Annotated in this window: 13 protein-coding genes; 10 read left to right on the top strand and 3 right to left on the bottom strand. The window is 46.2% G+C overall.

Annotated features, from left to right (window positions below; all coding sequences use genetic code 11):
* Positions 1-2: 2 nt before the first annotated feature.
* On the top strand, positions 3-1283 hold the full coding sequence (locus M3180_RS17250; RefSeq protein ID WP_251669760.1) for a methyl-accepting chemotaxis protein: 1281 nt from the start codon (positions 3-5) through the stop codon (positions 1281-1283).
* Positions 1284-1578: 295 nt separating this feature from the next.
* Positions 1579-2094, top strand: a complete 516-nt coding sequence (locus tag M3180_RS17245; protein WP_251669758.1) for a methylated-DNA--[protein]-cysteine S-methyltransferase — start codon at positions 1579-1581, stop codon at positions 2092-2094.
* A 141-nt stretch (positions 2095-2235) separates the two neighbouring features.
* On the opposite strand, the gene M3180_RS17240 is transcribed toward M3180_RS17245, so the two are convergent.
* The 3 genes from M3180_RS17240 to M3180_RS17230 form a co-directional block, all read right to left on the bottom strand.
* Complete coding sequence (locus M3180_RS17240) at positions 2236-3516, bottom strand: class II aldolase/adducin family protein (RefSeq protein ID WP_251669757.1); 1281 nt, start codon at positions 3514-3516, stop codon at positions 2236-2238.
* Between the two features lie 90 nt (positions 3517-3606).
* A complete protein-coding gene (locus M3180_RS17235; RefSeq protein ID WP_251669756.1) occupies positions 3607-4917 on the bottom strand; it encodes a glutamate-1-semialdehyde 2,1-aminomutase in 1311 nt (436 codons plus the stop codon).
* A 140-nt stretch (positions 4918-5057) separates the two neighbouring features.
* Positions 5058-6107: an LCP family protein gene (locus M3180_RS17230; protein ID WP_251669755.1), complete on the bottom strand. Its 1050-nt coding sequence runs from the start codon at positions 6105-6107 to the stop codon at positions 5058-5060.
* A gap of 338 nt (positions 6108-6445) precedes the next feature.
* On the opposite strand from M3180_RS17230, the gene M3180_RS17225 reads away from it, so the two are divergent.
* The 8 genes from M3180_RS17225 (at position 6446) to M3180_RS17190 (ending at position 17067) form a co-directional block, all read left to right on the top strand.
* A complete protein-coding gene (locus M3180_RS17225; RefSeq protein WP_251669754.1) occupies positions 6446-7510 on the top strand; it encodes an ABC transporter ATP-binding protein in 1065 nt (354 codons plus the stop codon).
* Positions 7507-8301 carry an ABC transporter permease gene (locus M3180_RS17220; protein ID WP_251669753.1) on the top strand — a complete coding sequence of 265 codons (795 nt, stop codon included), beginning with the start codon at positions 7507-7509 and terminating at the stop codon, positions 8299-8301. Before M3180_RS17225 ends, M3180_RS17220 begins: the two co-directional genes overlap by 4 nt.
* Before the next feature lie 5 nt (positions 8302-8306).
* Positions 8307-9098: an ABC transporter permease gene (locus M3180_RS17215; RefSeq protein ID WP_251669752.1), complete on the top strand. Its 792-nt coding sequence runs from the start codon at positions 8307-8309 to the stop codon at positions 9096-9098.
* An 852-nt stretch (positions 9099-9950) separates the two neighbouring features.
* Complete coding sequence (bcp, locus tag M3180_RS17210; RefSeq protein ID WP_251669751.1) at positions 9951-10424, top strand: thioredoxin-dependent thiol peroxidase; 474 nt, start codon at positions 9951-9953, stop codon at positions 10422-10424.
* A gap of 281 nt (positions 10425-10705) precedes the next feature.
* Positions 10706-11836, top strand: a complete 1131-nt coding sequence (locus tag M3180_RS17205; protein ID WP_251669750.1) for a polysaccharide deacetylase family protein — start codon at positions 10706-10708, stop codon at positions 11834-11836.
* Positions 11837-12006: 170 nt separating this feature from the next.
* Positions 12007-13038 (top strand): AAA family ATPase, encoded by a 1032-nt coding sequence (locus M3180_RS17200; protein WP_251669748.1) that lies wholly within the window; start codon positions 12007-12009, stop codon positions 13036-13038.
* Positions 13035-14603, top strand: coding sequence for a DUF58 domain-containing protein (locus M3180_RS17195; RefSeq protein ID WP_251669746.1), 1569 nt, complete (start codon positions 13035-13037; stop codon positions 14601-14603). The genes M3180_RS17200 and M3180_RS17195 overlap by 4 nt, the downstream gene beginning before the upstream one ends.
* On the top strand, positions 14587-17067 hold the full coding sequence (locus M3180_RS17190; RefSeq protein ID WP_251669744.1) for a transglutaminase-like domain-containing protein: 2481 nt from the start codon (positions 14587-14589) through the stop codon (positions 17065-17067). The genes M3180_RS17195 and M3180_RS17190 overlap by 17 nt, the downstream gene beginning before the upstream one ends.
* The last annotated feature ends 52 nt before the right edge of the window (positions 17068-17119 follow it).

Genomic DNA, 17119 nt, shown 5'->3' with positions numbered 1-17119 from the left:
TTATGTTTATTCGTAAAAGTATCGTCAGAAAAATGGTACTTGGAATTACGATCGTATCCGCGATTACATATGCGACAAGTGCGTTTGTACTTCTTATTCTTGGTCAGCTAGATCTATTCTCTAGTATACCAACATGGCTATTCGTAGTAGGAACATTAGCAGTAGGTGTTTTTTGGACAGGCTTGTTCGGTTATGTTGCATCACGTTGGATGCTTAAGCCATTAGTTGCTGTTACCGATACGGTGACTGAAGCAGCGAAAGGGAACTTGAATGTTGCTGCGATCGAGGTTCGTTCACGTGACGAAATGTATCAGCTTGCAGAGGCTGTTAATAAAATGACAGAGCAGCTGCGTACGATCGTTACTAGCATTAAAGCGAATTCCTCGCTCACTGACCGACATGTGCAAGAGCTGCAAGGAGCTGTTAGTCAAACTGCGGCACAGCTAGAGGGGCTAACTATTCAATCAGAGCAAATTACATCCGGTACCTCGATGCAGGCAAGCTCGACGAATCTGCTTCACACTGCAGCAGACGAGCTATATCAGTCTGCATTAAATATGCAGGAAGAGGCAAGCGTTGCGAAGCAGCGCACGGAGCATATGAATGCGGCAGCTACACAAAGTGAAGAGGTATTCCATTCACTAGTTGAAGGGATGCGTCATTTAGAGCAATTGAATCGAGGATCACTAGAAACGATTCAGCAGCTTAGTGAGCTTGCTGAACAAATAGGAAATATATCGAGTGTCGTTGGCGGTATCGCTGAGCAAACTCACCTGCTTGCACTGAATGCAGCGATTGAAGCAGCACGTGCAGGAGAAGAGGGGAGAGGCTTCGTTGTCGTTGCACAGGAAGTCAAGACGCTTGCAGATAGCAGTGGTCATGCGGTTGATGAAATTCGCCAGCTCATTGAGCAGGTGCAGCATGGAGTATCGGCAGCAGTTCAGTCGATTACGAAGCAATATGAGCTATCGAGTCAGGAAGCTGAAAATGGCGAACAGTTCGCTAAAGCCTTCCAAGAAGTAAAAGAGGAAGCAGAAAGTGTGTCTGCTACCGTTGAAAAAATGGCTCAGCTGCTTGAAATTCAAGCAAAGCAAGTTAGGGAATCACGTGAGCAAACAAGTAAGGTTGCTCAGGTTGCGCAAAACATCCGTGAAGGTGCGGAAAGCGTTCATGATACGTCTCAGCAGCAAGCTGCGATCATGGAGGAAATTGCGGCATCGACGGACGAGCTGCGCATGAAGTCAACAGAATTATTAGAGAAGGCCTCATACTTTAGAACATAGGACAAGATGGGACTTGCTGCAAGCAGCTTGTCCCATTTTTCTATTTAGAGGAAGTTCAATAAGCACTGGCTTGATGACGAGGTTACGAGTTTGTAGTAAACTCGGCGTCGAATATTGAACGCTAGCGAAGATTATGCTTCCGATACATGTTTTCTGCAAAAACATTGTAGTTGCTCACGTACCAAAATCGTACGCTGCGCTACTCGTTTTCTACTAGCGTCCAATCTTCTTGGTCCTGAAGCCTGAGCTTATTGAACTTTATTTTAATAAAGTTAGAGATTGGAGGAATAATTGCTTGAACGTATATTGGAGCAAGTTAGATGTTAATGATGTTAATTATATCGTTGCAGCGACAGAGCAAGGACTATGCTACATCGATGTAAATGATGATGTCGAACAGCTAGAACGTTGGTGCAGCAAGCATATTGAGCAAGCGGAATTGATTAAAAACGATGCGGAGCTTCAGGGCTATATTGAGCAGCTGTTGCAATACTGGAGTGGCGAACGAAGCTCCTTCGATTGTCCGCTAGATTTACGTGGAACGACATTTCAACAGCGAGTATGGGATGCACTGAAAACTATTCCGTATGGCAAGACGGTAAGCTACCTAGACATTGCAGTTTCCGTTGGAAATCGCGCCGCAGTCAGAGCAGTAGGCGGTGCCATCGGCAAAAATCCGGTCATGATTGTTGTCCCCTGTCACCGTGTTATCGGATCCAACGGCAAGCTGACAGGCTTTAGTGCTGGGGGAATTGGAATGAAAGAGAAGCTGCTAAGCCATGAGCAAGCTTGTTCGGAAGCAGCTCATTAACGTAGTTAATAGACAGAGGCTAGCGAGTAAACAGTGAATGGTCCAGTTGAAGCATTATTGATGATATAAGCTCCTATGCAAAAGCGCCGATAGCTAGTATTCCATACTGAATACATGCTTATCGGCGCTATCTATTTCATATTATTTTAGCTTAAAGGCTATGTCGATTTCCTCGATACGCGCAGGCTCCATATGAATAATGTTACCTAGCGCTTTAGCAGAAATAACGGCCATCGCACTGTATTCGGCAACCTCCAAACGATCGAAGGTGCTTAGCAGACTAGTGCCCGTTACGATGGCACAGCAATTTTGACCGATTACGATCGGGGTTTGCGGCGTCAGCAGCTGAGCAACCTCATTTTCCTTCGTGTACAGATCATCATGCGGTACCTTAGGAATATCACGCAGCAGGATGTAGCTCTCAGGAATCATGCGCGAATCGAATACCTCACCTGTAATGGCAAAGGCCATAATGTTCGGTGGGTGCGCCAATATAATTGAGCGTATATGAGGCTGAGCCTCATAAATAGCTGTTTGCAGCTTAATAGAGCGGCTAGGCACTTTTCCTGCTTCTCGCTTGCCGTCCTTAATACGGACGAGATCTTCAGGTTGCAAATATTTACGGTCCATATCGAATGGCGTCGTAAGGATAGAGCCATCAGATAAGCGCTGTGAGAAGGTTCCCTGCGTGCTCGTAAAGAGCTGCTGTTCATAGGAGCGATGTATAAGCTTGCACATCTCACGGCGAGCCTCACGCTCTTCACTGCTAATCACTGACGGTACGAACTCATCGAGCTCTGGTTCATGGGCAACGATGTCGACCTTCGTAATAAGCTCGACTGGCGTACCGATACGTCTAGCATTAATCTCTAGACGTGCACAATACTCTAATGTCTCAAAGCGCTGGAACGCCTCGAACATCGTTTCGCCGCCTACGACGACACCATGATTCTCAAGCATGACCGTATTAATGCCAGTGGAGAAGACCTGCGCGATATTGTTTCCAAGCTCCATACTGCCCGGCAGTCCATAAGGTGCCATGCCAACTGTGCCACACACTCGGTAATCATGAGGCAGCATAGCAACGTTTGGAATTTGCCTCACAATACTGAATGCAATAAGTGCAGGAGGATGTGCATGAAGGACTGCTTTAAGATCTGGTCGCTGCTCGTAGATTAGCTTATGGAATGGAAACTCACTAGATGGACGATGCTTTCCAACAATTGTGCCGTCAGCCTTTACACAAACGATATCTTGACGTGTCAGCTCTCCCTTGTCTACGCCGGCAGGTGTAATCCACATATCGCCGTTCTCATCAACGATCGATAGATTTCCACCGGAGGTCGTTGTCATACCATACCTGTATATTCGTTCCATCATCATGACAATTTGATCTGAAGGATGTAAATATTGAATATTCATAAAGCACCTCCTTATATGTAGTCTAATGTTGTTGTATTCAAATGCTTTAGTTTATTCAGTTAACCTCAATACAATACAGACCTGCTTCTACTATAGTTTCGACATAACCTCGTGTGCCGCTTCGATCGTTTGATCAATATCTGCTTCAGTATGCTCTGTCGTTAAGAACCATGCCTCATACTTCGAAGGTGCAAGGTTAATGCCGCGCTCGAGCATACCTTTAAAGAATCGTCCAAACAATTCACCGTCGGTATCAAGTGCCTGATCGTAGTTTGTCACCTCATGATTACAGAAGTGTGTCGATAACGAGCCGCGGATCTGATTAACGGTTAATGCGATATTAGACTGCTTAGCTGCATCGAGCAAGCCTTGCTTAAGCTTAGTCGCTAGTTGATCCATGCGCTCATAGATGCCTGGAGTTTGCAGCACCTCTAAGCATGCGATACCTGCAGAAATAGATGCAGGGTTGCCTGCCATCGTTCCTGCTTGATAAGCAGGGCCCAGCGGTGCAACCTTCTCCATAATATCCTTGCGTCCGCCATAAGCACCGATTGGAAGACCACCGCCAATGATTTTCCCAAGAGCGGTAAGATCCGGCTCGATTGCTTGATGGTCAGGGAAAGCAGCATACGTTTGAGATGAGCCGTAATGGAAGCGGAATGCGCTAATGACCTCATCGTAGATGACTAGTGCTCCTGCTGCTCTAGACAAAGAGCATACAGCCTCTAAGTAGCCTGGATGTGGCATAACCATGCCGAAGTTACCAACAATCGGTTCGATCATAACCGCGGCGGTTTCATCTCCCCAGCGCTCCAAAGCCTCCTTCAAAGCAGGAATGTCGTTGTAAGGAACGGTAATGACCTCATGTGCGATGCTAGTAGGAATACCAGCACTGTCAGGGATGCCCAGTGTCGATGGACCGGAGCCAGCAGCGACAAGCACGAGATCTGAATGACCATGGTAGCATCCTGCAAATTTAATAATTTTGTTTCTTCCGGTATATGCGCGTGCTACACGAATGGTCGTCATTACGGCTTCAGTTCCCGAGTTTACAAAACGGACCTTGTCCATCGAAGGAATCGCAGATTTGAGCATTTTAGCAAGATGGATTTCAAGCTCTGTCGGTGTACCGTAAAGCGTACCATTAGTTGCAGCTTTAATAATCGCTTCAGTAATGTGAGGATGAGCATGTCCGGTAATGATCGGACCATAGGCTGCTAAGTAGTCAATATATTTGTTGCCGTCGACATCATAGAAGTAAGCGCCTTGTGCGCGCTCCATAAAGACGGGTGCACCACCCCCGACAGCCTTATATGAACGCGAAGGAGAATTGACTCCTCCGACGATATGCTGCAGAGCCTCCTCATAAAGCTGCTCTGAGCGTTTTCTTTCGTTTAACATAAATATTCTCCTTTTACATAAGGGATTGGCTCAGTCCAACAACGATAAAAGCAGGAGCGATTGATCGCTCCTGCTTTGCGTGTAATGATAGAGCATCACTGCTCTTTAGTTTAACATATTCTAAGCCGAGTTTGTTAATGTCAGTTCGTGCTGCCTGCACTATCTGCCCCATCGGCTTGTGCATCAGCGTCGCTAAGTGCAGCATCTGGATCATTGGTTGGATCAGGCTTTGGTGTTAGCACCTCTTGGACATAGCCTTGAATGTCTTCCTTGCTTGAGTAGCCCAATACAGAAGCACCACCTACTGTCGTTTCACGAAGCAGGTCAAACGGAGGAATTTGTGCACTATCTCCGATTTGTAGGCCTACTCCCAGCTGACCAAGCTTCAGCATATCATTCACACTAATATTAGTATCGATATAAGGTGAGACGCTATCGATAATTTCCTTCATGCGAATAATATTCCAAGTCGATTGCATTTCTTTCGCAACGGTCATTAAGAAGTTGCGCTGACGCTCTGTGCGCGTATAATCACTCATGGCGTCATGACGGAAACGGACATACTGTAGCGCCTTATCGCCATCAAGCAGCTGGTAGCCCTCTTTTAGATCGATATCATAGCGGTTTTTGTCGGCATTATCGGTATATTTCATATTTTTTTCTACCGTATAATATACGCCGCCAATCGCATCGACTAGTGCTTTGAAGCCTTCGAAATCGGTATACAGATAGTATTGGATCTCTAGATCAAGCAAGTCTCCAATAGTTTGCATCGCTAACGGTGCTCCGCCAAGCGTAATCGCTGTATTAATTCGCCCTTTACCGTAGCCCTCTATGTCTGTGTACGTATCACGAAGAATACTGAACAGATTGGCTTGCTTCGTAACAGGATCGATGGATGCGACGATCATCGAGTCAGAGCGAGCCATCTCATTTTCCTCTGCCTCTCGAGCGTCACCGCCTAATAGTAAAATGTTCACTCGTTCTTTGCCTTCCCATTTTGGTACCTCGACTTCGATGGCTGGCTTCTCTGGATTAATTAAGGAGTCTTTTAAGTCCTTCTGTAGTCCATCGAGTGAACTAAAAACACCTGATCCCCAATAAACTGCTGCTCCAATAATAAGTGCTATGACGATAAGAATAATTGTTAATAACCACTTTGATTTGCGTTTTTTTGACCGAGTACGCATCGCGTGTTTGGTCCCCTTTCAATATCTGTGTATAATGTTCATGCGTATCATAGACAACCTCATCGCTACTTTTATGGTAAACTAGTTCATGGTCATATTACTGAATCACCACTATGTTTGCCTATAGGTTGTTCAAAAAGTCTACTCTTGATCAAAGCAGCGCCGAGTGCTTTGTAATCGCCAAAATTTTGAACCTGAACAACATTTACATTTAGCTAGAAGTTTTTGTATGATTACATATCACCAAATTATAATGGCAGTAGACAAGTTGTTGCAAGTTTTTCGTATTACCATAATATTTCCCAGGAAATGTCGATGAAAGGAGCTATCATTGTCATATGCTAGCAATAGATGTTAAAGACCTGCGTAAGCAGTTTAAGGTGCAGAAGAACAGAGTAGGTCTGTCTGGTGCATTCAAGGATTTATTTAAGCGTGAATATACACATGTCACGGCAGTTAATGATATTACGTTCCAAATCCCGCAAGGCGAAATATGCGGATATATTGGTGAGAACGGGGCAGGGAAATCAACGACCATTAAAATGCTGACAGGCATACTCGTTCCTACCTCAGGAGAGCTTAACGTTAATGGCTATGTGCCTCATCGAGATCGTGAGAAGTTTGTTAAAGGAATTGGTGTCGTATTTGGTCAGCGTTCTCAGCTATGGTGGGATATCGGAGTGATAGAGTCCTTCCAGCTGCTGCGCAAGGTATATGATGTGCCATTAAACGACTTTAATCGGCGCTTAGATCAATTGGTCGAACGACTTCATCTCGGAGAATTGTTGAATCGTCCGGTCCGCAAGCTAAGTCTTGGGCAACGGATGAGATGTGAGCTTGTTGCATCGCTGCTGCATAATCCGGCTATTGTATTTCTCGATGAGCCGACGATTGGACTCGATATTGTCGTAAAAACAGAAATTCGAGACTTTCTATTAGAGATGAATCGGCAAGAAGGAACAACGATATTGCTGACGACGCATGATCTTCAGGATATCGAGGCGCTATGCTCTCGCGTCATTATGCTTGATGACGGCTCGATCATTTATGATGGAGGACTGGAGGAGCTGAAAACGACGTGGAGTAAAGGACGCGAAATTCAGTTCCAGTTCGGTGAGGCAATGTCAATTAGCAGACTACACCAGCTTACGAGCACGATGAATGTAGCTTGGACGAGAGAGAATGAATTTACCGCAACGTTATTCGTACCGCACGAGGTAAATTTCTCTGAAGCGATGGGTCTTGTTGTTGGCGGAGCGCAAATTCGCGATATTAAAATATTTGAGACGAACACGGATGATATCGTACGTGGAATTTATCAAACAGGCTCAGCAGAGGTGAAGGAGAGCGAGGACAATACACAGGCGGATCACGTCCAAGAGAAGGAGTCTGTGCTGTCATGATGTCTGCTTATCTTGATTTTATCCGCATGCGATTTTTAATGATGCTTGCTTATCGCGTAAATTATTATAGTGGAATAATTATTTATGCCATTAATATTGGTGCGTATTATTTTTTATGGAAGGCCATCTACGGCTCGCAGGAGACGCTGGCAGGGTTCTCTATCGATCAGATGACGACCTATCTAGCGATATCTTGGATGGCAAGAGCCTTTTACTTCAATAATCTCGATCGCGATATTGCCAATGAAATTCGTGATGGCAGCGTAGCGATTCAAATGATTCGTCCATACAACTATCTGATCGTCAAATTAATGCAAGGCTTTGGGGAAGGACTATTCCGTTTTCTATTATTTATGATTCCAGGCTTAGCTATCGTCTGCTTCATATTCCCTGTCGATCTACCGACAGATCCAGTCGTATGGTTAACGTATCTTGCGATGCTCGTGTTCAGCTTCCTTATTAATTCACAGCTTAATATTATGACTGGGCTGTTTGCTTTCTTTGTCGAGAACAATGAGGGGCTTATGCGCATGAAGCGAGTCATGGTTGATTTGTTTTCAGGTGTAATTATACCGATTGCTTTCTTTCCAGGCTGGCTATCCTCGGTGATGAACTGGCTTCCGTTTCAAGCCATCACTTATTTGCCAAGCTCAATTTTCACTGGACGTACACCACTGGCTGAAGCAGGCTCTGTATTTATTATTCAGCTTGTTTGGCTTGTTGTTCTGCTTATTCCGATTGTGGTCATGTGGCGGGCAGCTAGACAACGTCTGTTTGTGCAGGGAGGTTAATCGACATGCGATATATGAAGCTAATGCTTGAGTACTTAAAAAACTATGTCAAAAGTCGGATGACCTATCGTGCTGATTTTTGGATTGAGGTAATTTCTGATCTGCTTCAGCAGGGGATGAACCTTATATTTATACTTATCGTTTTCCAACACACACCGCTCTTAGGCGGCTGGACGCAATCTGAGGTAATCTTCGTCTATGGCTTCTTTATGGTACCGTTTGGCGTATTCAATACATTTTTCAACATATGGAATTTTGGAGAGCGTTACATCGTGAAGGGTGAGATGGATCGTGTGCTAACAAGACCAGCGCACAGTTTATATCAGGTGCTGCTGGAAAACATGGACCCGCCATCCTTGTTCGGCTCAATTGTCGGGATGATCGTCATGGCTGTTTGCTGGCTAGAGATGGGATTGACGCTGCAAGCTATCGATATTGTCGTATTTATTGTGCTTGTGTTAGGCGCAGTGTTTATATACGGTGGTATCTATACGGCTCTAAGTGCGCTGTCGTTCTATTCTGATTCACCAACAGGCATTGTACCGCTCATGTATAACATTCAAAACTACGGTCGCTATCCGGTAAATATATACAACAAGCTAATTCGCTTTGTATTGACATGGATATTGCCATTCGCCTTTGTTGGCATCATTCCAGCTTCTTATTTTCTCGAGCCAAAGGAAGATGATATCTCTAAGCTAGCGCTGCTAACACCAGTCGTCGGCTTAGTTGTTCTTGGCATCGGCCTGTTCATATGGAATCGTGGCGTGAAACGCTACCGTGGAGCGGGCTCTTAAACGCCAGGCTAAATTCAAGATTCGAGTTAAGATTCGACGTCGAATAACTACAATGAGTTGCAACGTGATCAAAGAGGAACTTTTAGAACTACCTCTTCAATAATCGTTCAAAAAGTTCATCTTTCAGCATCAAGAAGGTTGAAAGAAGCTAGGGAATGAGGAACGCAGCGTACGTAGTTGGTACGTGAGTACCGGAAGGCCTGGCTGAATTCAAGATTCGAAGTCGAGTAAGCATACAGTGTTGCAACGTGATCAAAGAGGGACTTATTGAACTACCTCTTCAATAATCGTTCAAAAAGTTCATCTTTCAGCACCGAGAAGGTTGATCGCTAGTAGAAAACGAGGAGCGCAGCGTACGTAGTTGGTACGTGAGTACCGGAAGACCTGGCTGAATTCAAGATTCGAAGTCGAGTAAGCATACAGTGAGTTACAACGTGATCAAAGAGGAACTTTTAGAACTACCTCTTCAATAATCGTTCAAAAAGTTCATCTTTCAGCATCAAGAAGGTTGAAAGAAGCTAGGGAATGAGGAACGCAGCGTACGTAGTTGGTACGTGAGTACCGGAAGGCCTGGCTGAATTCAAGATTCGAAGTCGAGTAAGCATACAGTGAGTTACAACGTGATCAAAGAGGGACTTATTGAACTACCTCTTCAATAATCGTTCAAAAAGTTCATCTTTCAGCACCAAGAAGGTTGTAAGAAGCTAGAGGCTGAGGAACGCAGCGTACGTAGTTGGTACGTGAGTACCGGAAGACCCGGCTGAATTCAAGATTCGAAGTCGAATAAGCTTACAGTGTTACAACGTGATCAAAGAGGGACTTTTAGAACTTCCTCTTTAGGAGGGACTTACAATGATGTTACAAATCGGAAAAACAGCACCACAATTTCGTCTCCCTGCGTCTGATGGTACCATCTGGTCGCTGAAGGAGCAGCGTGGAAAAAAGGTTGTTATTTTCTTTTATCCTAAAAATATGACACCTGCCTGCACGCAGGAAGCTTGTGATCTGCGTGATCGCTATGCAGAGCTGCAGCAGCTCGGTGTTGAGGTTGTTGGCATCAGCATGGACACCGAAAAGTCACATCGTAATTTTATTGAGAAGAAGGAGCTTCCGTATCTACTGCTTTCAGATACGAATCATAAAGTGTGCGAGAAGTATGAAGTGTGGCAGCTGAAAAAGCTATATGGACGCGAATATATGGGCATCGTTCGCTCTACGTTTCTAATCGATGAAAAGGGCAAGCTAATCGAGCAATGGCTAAAGGTTAAGGTGAAAGGCCATGCCGATGCTGTGCTTGAAGCAGTTAAGATGCACAGCAAACAATAGAGGGACGACTGATCTAAAAATACAAATGTGGCTACACGCGTTAAGGCTAACGAATAACACTGACCAATTGATCGTGTGTCGGCATAATAAATTGCAAAGAGTAAAAAGTCATAAAGAATAAAGTAATTAAGAAACGAGTATTAGGGATGTGGCTGTAAGCGCTGCTCTCTTATGCTCGTTTTTTTCTTTTGGTGATATTTCTGTAAATACGAATTATAAGACATGCGTCCTACATGTACTTCATATATTGAAGGAAGTGTTCAATACAGGAGGCGTTGTCGTTGAGCAAGTTGAGCAAAGGATGGAGAAAATGGGTGTTGCTAGCTGCGATAGCATTAGTTATGGCTACATCGCTATGGACGATAGGCGAGCTATACTCCCTTGTGCCTGCTAATCACATGCTGGTGCAGGAAGCTACAGGTATAGCACTGGCATCTGCAGAAACAGACAGCCGTTTACAATACTCACAAGAACGTAACAAGCAGCGTCTTGAAGCAACCGATATTCTCCAAGTGAAGCGTGGAGAAAACGTTCAGCGTGACACAGTGGGAAAAATATATTACGGTGCCGCTGAACAGCTAGGCTGTTTAAGACAGCTGTCGATGCAGTCCGAAAGCTTTAGCCCAGAGCATGAAGCATGTAAACCTAGCAGGGATAGGGAAGACTTGACGTCAGAAGCACCTTCTAAACAGTCCGATTCAAGCAGCTCCTATGCAGGACGAGTCTATTTAACATTTGACGATGGACCTAGCAAGCTGACAGCACCAATTCTGGACTTGCTCGCAGATTCAAATATTAAAGCTACTTTTTTTGTACTAGGCGAAAAAACCGCACAATATCCTGAGCTTGCTCAACGCATCGTGAAGGAAGGACATAGCATCGGCAATCATTCGTACAATCATCGCTATCCTGAGCTGTATGAGCATCCAGAACAATTTGTCGATCAAGTTATCGATACAGCCGAGACCATTTACGAGACGACGGGTAAGGTACCCTACTTATTTCGTGCGCCTGGTGGAACGCATGGGAATTTCGACAGCAGCTATTTGAAGGCTGTTGAGGAAGCAGGATATGCGGTGTTCGATTGGAATGTGGATAGCGGAGACTCACGCTCCCGAGATGTGACCGCAGAAGAAATCATCGCCGAGATTAAGAAGGCGACTGTAGCCGAGCGCATGATTGTCCTGTTGCATGACAGTGCTACGCATGCGGAAACAGTAGCTGCCTTACCCGACATTATCGACTATTTTCAATCTCTGAAGTATGAATTTCTCGCGATAACGGAAGAAACAGAGCCTGTTACCTCTCGACTAGCGAAATCTATTAAATGGGATCGAAAGGTTCTGAATGAAAAGCAAGCAAAGCGATTGAAGGAGAAAATGGAGCTGCTGAGAAAGCAAGCATCGAGCTAAATGTTCGGGGCTGTGCAGCTTAGCGTTATATGAGACTTTAGGGCAGTTTAAGGGGCATTCAAGGTGACCTTTAAGCTGCCCTATTTTATATGAATACAGCGTCTCTAGCTGATTAAAAGATTGAGAGAGTGGCGATACTAGAGGTAGAAATGATACTAGGAGGTACAACGATGACTAATTCCTCTAACGCCGCTCCAATGACGGAGCAAGAAGCTGTTTCTATACGTTCGGAGTTTCATTGGGCCCAGCCGCCAAGCGTGCTGCTGCAGCGCATGGAGCAACGGCTCGGACAAATATTATTAGGCAAGCAAGCGACGATTCGCGAAGTAATGGTCGGATTGCTAGCTGGAGGACATCTACTAATCGAAGATGTACCTGGAGTAGGAAAAACGATGCTCGCTACAGCGATTGCTAGATTGCTTGGCGGAAAGTTTCATCGCATTCAATTCACTTCGGATCTTATGCCTGCTGATATTGTTGGCGGAATGGTTGTCGATGCCAGCGGCAGAGGGCTTGTATATCGAGAGGGTCCTATTATGGCTAACGTGGTACTCGCTGATGAATTGAATCGTGCTAGCACGAGAACGCAATCTGCGCTGCTTGAAGCATTAGAGCATCGTAGTGTCAGTATTGAAGGGACAACCTATGCGCTGCCCCAGCCATTTGTATTTATCGCTACTCAAAATCCGATTCGCTATGAAGGAACGAATCGACTGCTGGAGGCGCAGCTTGATCGCTTTATGATGCAGCTCAGTATCGGGTATCCTAGTCAGCAGTCAGAGCAGGAGCTGCTCGGTCAATTCGCTGCATCAAGACGACCACAGCCTGAGTTGTTGCGTGCACTCATCTCACACGAGGAATGGCAGCAGATGCAGGCCGAGCTGCAGCAGGTATATATCCATCCATCCTTGCTCGCCTACATGACGGAGGTTGCTGCAGAAACAAGGAACAACGAAGAGCTATTGCTAGGACTAAGCCCACGTGCATTGCGTGACTGGCTGCGAGCGGCACAGGCTAGTGCATATATGCAGGATAGAGGCTTTATCGTCCCTGATGACTTACTACAGCTTGGCGTAACGGTGCTCGCACATCGTATTGAGCTCAGGGGCTATCCGACAGCTCATGCCCAGAAGCAGGATATGATGATGAGGTTGCTGCAGCATATTCCGATCTCTAGCCATTTAAAGGGGAGAGCAAGATGAAGGCAGACCAAAAGAAAAAAGTAAGGGCTTCTGAAGCCAAATTAGTTTCTGTCCAATCGAATGGAGATTTAAGTGCAAGTCAGAATACAGCCAATACGAATGCAGATTGGAGCACAGTTGCTCAATCAATCGATCACGATCATACAAGCAGCATGCCAATGAGCAATGAGAGCATAGGTGAGCATGAAGCAATAGCTGCTGGTGACATTGACAACGAGAAGGCTAGCACAAGAACAGAGCCAGTTAGCCATGTGATTGAGCTTGAGCCAAGCTATCGAACACGTTACGGAGCGTGGTGCGGCATTATCTTGCTTTGGCTTGCTTCAGTAACGGCTGTGCTGCTGCGTGGTGATGCACCTGAGTGGCTGCTGCTTACGACATTTTCTATGGTGATCATATTCAGCGGAGTCTTTCCTTGGCTTGGAGCATATAAGCTCAGCTATGAGCGCGATATGTCGGCTTTGATGCTGGAGCAAGGTGAGCTGTTGGTTTCCGTACGCATGAAACGCAGCTTGCCGCTCCCTGGTTTATGGTACGCGATTGATGATCAGCTTCATAACACCAGTATGATGCGTGATCATCGACTAAAGCTGCGTGCAGGCTTTATGCCACTATTCCACCGTTCGATGTCACTTACCTATCGAATCCAAGATATGGAGAGAGGCAACTATGACGCTGCCCCTACCATTATTCGCGTCGGGGACTGGTTAGGGCTCACCTGTATAAAAGTTGAGCGCATCCAAAAAGCTCAGCTCATTGTTCTTCCGAGGCTTGAGCAGCCTGAGGAGGAAAGCTATGTTGCGCGTCATACAAGCAGTAGATGGCTGAAGAGGCAGGCAGATAGCAGCTATCGTCCGCCGAGCACAAGCAGCCTGCATCCTCAACAACCTATTACAAGTAAGAACGAGGATGAATTGAGTGCTATGACAAGGCCCTATATGGCCGGTGACAGCTACCGCAGAATTGATCAGCGTGCCGCAGCAAGAGGTAGAGGACTGCATACGCGAATGGCTGAAGATAAAGAAGCGGCACCACGACTTTGCATCGTGCTTGACCAATATGATTTGCCTTATCGCGATGCCCAGCAAGATCAGATGTTTGGCTCATTAATCAGCTGGTGCTTGGCGGACACCGTGGAAGCGGGAGAACGTCAACGAGTCTCTGTGCTGTGCGATAATTGGAGCTTTGATTATACAGATGAGCAGGGTGCCGCTGAGCTTAAATATTTACTTGCTATCACACGTCCAGATGTAACGGCGCATATGAAGGATCGAGTAGCACATATGTCGATGCTGCTGCCGACGGGTGGACATATTGTTGTCTATTCTGGTGCTTGGAAGGATAACGAGGGCTGGCTTGCCCTTGCTGAGGCCGCATTGCTAAAAGGCAGCAGATTAGAGCTGCAGTTTGTAACGACGAATCGAGTGATGACCTATGCAATGCGTGAGCAGCAAAAAATAATGGAGCAGGCAGGTATTCAAATTGTCTGGCGTTATAGCTGCGAAAAGCCGCAGCCGGTCATTGAGATTGAGAAAGGAAGTGAGCGATATGCTTCAGGAGCGTGATTCATTAGAGCCCTCCTTTACCTATCGAGTCATCACGACCTTGCTACTATTTGGTTTGCTGTTGGAGTGGCTTTTGCCCTGGGTAGGTGCAGGGGAATGGAGCAGCCTTCTACACCCACAGGCACTGATATGGATGACGGCTATTATCCTTGCATTCGGTTTATTTAAGCCGAGAATCGCTTATTTCATCTTGATTGGTGTAGTGACAGGGCTCGGAGCAATGTTTCTCATTTATAAAGGGGACGAGCAATCGCTTTCTGGATGGGCCATGGAGCTAGGACCGTTACTGGCTGAAAATGTGAAGGATATGCTGCATTACGGCATATGGTCGATGAATGACGAGATCCGTACGATTCTACTATTTACAGGTTGGCTGCTGCTGGCGCCATCACTGCAGTCCATTGTATGGTATTACCAGTTTTCTCTTTCTCTATCAGCTGTGACGCTGCTGTACCTTATTACACTGCATGCATCCTTAGGCATTGATATATGGCAGGGTATGCTGCGAGCAATTGCTGAAGGATTGCTGCTTGTCGCATTCACAACTCTACCGAAGCTTCAGCGCAGGCAGCTAACAACGGCTAGCTGGGGTAAGCAGGTCAGGTATCAATATGTGAGTATTTTTCTGCTTGCCGTTACGATTATCGCTGGAGGGATGGCGATGAGTCATAATAAAGAAAAGCGAAGCGAGCCAGTTGCTTGGTCAAGCCTATTCTCACCGTCCTTTACTGAAGATCTCTCTGTATGGGCGCAGCAGACAAGCGGCCTTCCGCTTAAAAATGTCACAAGCAGCAGCTATCGAGAGGGTGCGGTTGGAATGGCAGGCTACGGTCACGATGATTCCGTGCTTGGACAGACGCTAAGAACATCGGATGAGGTCGTATTTTTCGGTTGGTCTGCTCAGAGGAGCAATTGGCGCGCTGAGATCAGATCGACCTATACAGGCAAGGGCTGGAGTGACCAGAATGGAGCGGTTGCTCTACACACAATTCCTGAGGAGGCAACGGCAGGTGCGCAGCTTGGTTCAACCAGCAATCGCATTCGCCTGCAGCAATCAATCTCCTATGTTGAGCCTCAGATCGGTATGCCGCTAATGCAATCAGGAACAAAAGGCGTTGTGCTTGAGCTCATCGCAAGCGATCCTGAGCGTAACCTAAGCAATTATATTACTGAGACGGCAACAGGCACGCTGTATTCCCCTATAAAGGATGCTCCGATAAAAAGCTATTCGGTGCTGACTGAGCTGCCTATCGTCAATGTAGAGGAACTCAATGACCTTGAAGCACCAGATAAGGAGCTGGCGCAGCGTGCGTGGGAAAGCGATATGCTTCAAGCCTACTTGCAGCTGCCAGAGCAGCTGCCGGAAAGGGTCATTGCTCTTGCGCAGGAAGTATCTGGAGGCGGCTTAACGAGCAGGTACGATCAAGTAATGGCAATCCAGCAATATCTCGAGGAAAACTATACATACAGCTTGAAAAGCTCGCTACCGCAAGAGGATGAAGATTTCGTAGATCATTTCTTGTTTGAGCAGCAGAAGGGCTATTGTGTTCATTTCGCTACAGCTATGGTCGTTATGTTAAGGTCACAGGATATTCCAGCTCGATATGTGAAAGGCTATCAGATGGGAGAAGCAGTTGGAGAGAGAACGCTAGATAGCGGTGTTGTTCAGACGCAGTATAAAGTGAGCGCAAAGGATGCTCATGCGTGGGTAGAGGTGTATTTCCCTAACGTTGGCTGGGTAGCATTTGATCCAACACCAGGCGCTGAGGAAGATGAAGCTGCAACGGCAGGTATTGCCTCTCAGCTTGGACAGCTAGGTGACCGCATCTGGACAGAGCTATATCGCATCGGCTCCAGCATTACACCGATGCAGTGGCAGCTAATAGGCGCAGCTGCGGCTGGTCTTACATTGATCAGCCTAGTTATTCGCTTGGCATGGCAGCCAATGAGGCAGCAAAGGTTAATTCGTCGATATCGACGAGGCTACCAGTTGCTGGGCAGCTATGAGCAGCTGTTAGCACTTCCAATCAGCTACCCATCGCGTAATAAAAAGCGGTTAAGCATGCAGCAGCAGGCTAGAGCGGAGCTGCCTAAGCTGCAAAGTCGACTGCAGCATACGATGGAGCTGCTCATCACCCGTCACATTAGATCCTTAGAACGAGGGATTAGTGATGATTTGGCACATTTAACATGGAGACAGCGACTCGAGTCGCTTTATGATAGTGTGGATGGCGAAGCGCAAAAGCAAGCACTGAAGCAGCTAATCTCTCAGCTTGAAAGGTTTTACTACAGCAAGCAGATGACTCCTCCTGAGCCAGCAGAGCTTGTCCACATGTTACAAGGGCTAAGTGGTAAAAGCGGTAAGGGTCGTAAATCTAGCATTCGTTCGAAGGTCGATACGGATCAAGTATTGCCTCTTGGCAACGAGCAATATGAGTCTGATACGTCAGTGGCAGCGAGATAAAATTTCTTCGATTTAACCAATGGTTGAAATTAATGTATAAATCAGAAAATTC

The sequence above is a fragment of the Paenibacillus camelliae genome (genome assembly GCF_023715345.1).
GTDB classification, from domain to species: domain Bacteria; phylum Bacillota; class Bacilli; order Paenibacillales; family Paenibacillaceae; genus Pristimantibacillus; species Pristimantibacillus camelliae.
This window is presented reverse-complemented; position numbering and strand designations above follow the sequence as displayed.